This window comes from Psittacicella gerlachiana (genome assembly GCF_003585965.1).
Lineage (GTDB): Bacteria > Pseudomonadota > Gammaproteobacteria > Enterobacterales > Psittacicellaceae > Psittacicella > Psittacicella gerlachiana.
The window spans coordinates 1-1118 of the sequence record NZ_NRJF01000198.1; the positions used below are offsets into that span (position 1 = coordinate 1).

Below are 1118 nucleotides of genomic sequence, written 5' to 3' on the forward strand. Positions count from 1 at the left end.
CACCACAGAGTAAACCGAATGGATTTAATAATTTTAATAAATTAAGAATCCAAATTGTATCTCCACCGTAGTAAGAACGACCAATAGAATCAAATTGGAATGGTAAACCTAATAATACATTACCTAAACCAACACCAATAACTAATGATGGTACTACACCAGAGAAGAATAATGCCCAGTCTACACCACGACGGTGTTTTTCTAGATCAAATTTGTGACGGTATTCCATACCTACTGGACGGAAGTATAAAGCACAAAGAATTAAAATCATTGCTAGGTATAAACCTGAGAATGATGTTGCATATACTTCTGGCCAAGCAGCAAAGATAGCACCACCACCTAGTAATAACCAAACTTGGTTACCATCCCAGTGTGGAGCGATGGTATTTAGAACAACACGTCTTTCAGCGTCTGTTTTCGCAACGAATGGGTTTAAAGTTAAAGCTCCAATATCAAAACCGTCAAAGATTACAAATCCTGATAATAGAACAATTACTAATAACCACCAAATTACTTGTAGGACTTCAAAACTTAACATTATTTATCTCCTACGTGTTCTTTTTTCTCAAAGTGGTATTTACCTGTGTGTAAAGCACTTGGACCAAGTTGAGCGTATTTAACCATAAAGTATGCTTCAAAGTATAAGAATACTGTGTAGATACCACAAATAGCAATGATACTAAAGATCAGATCACCAACAGCTAGAGTTGAGTGAGAGATGTAGGTTGGTAGTATTTCGTAAACAGTCCAAGGTTGACGACCATATTCTGCAACGAACCAACCACATTCTACCGCAATCCAAGGTAATGGTAATGATAGCATAGCTGCTTTAAGTAGTTTCGATTTCCCTGGTTGAACTTTTTGACGTAGTACTTTATAAGTACATACAGCAAATAGTAAAATCATTAAGAAACCTGAAGCCATCATTAAACGGAATGCGTAGAATAATGCACCAACACGAGGAGTTGTTTCATCAACTGCTTTTTGGATTTGTTCAGGTGTAGCGTTTAATAATAATTGAGGATTTTTATCTGAACCTGGAACAAATTGAGTTAATAATAAACCATATCCTAAGTATTTAGCGTCATTTTGAGCAAATGCTTCTTTTTCAGCTTGAG

The 1118-nt window shown here is 35.9% G+C and carries 2 protein-coding genes; both read right to left on the reverse strand.

What is annotated here, in order from left to right; all coding sequences use genetic code 11:
- Positions 1–538: cytochrome d ubiquinol oxidase subunit II (cydB, locus tag CKF59_RS06470; protein WP_119535131.1), on the reverse strand; the 538-nt coding region annotated here is incomplete at its 3' end.
- Positions 538–1118: cytochrome ubiquinol oxidase subunit I (locus CKF59_RS06475; protein WP_222985649.1), on the reverse strand; the 581-nt coding region annotated here is incomplete at its 5' end. The genes cydB and CKF59_RS06475, both read right to left, overlap by 1 nt.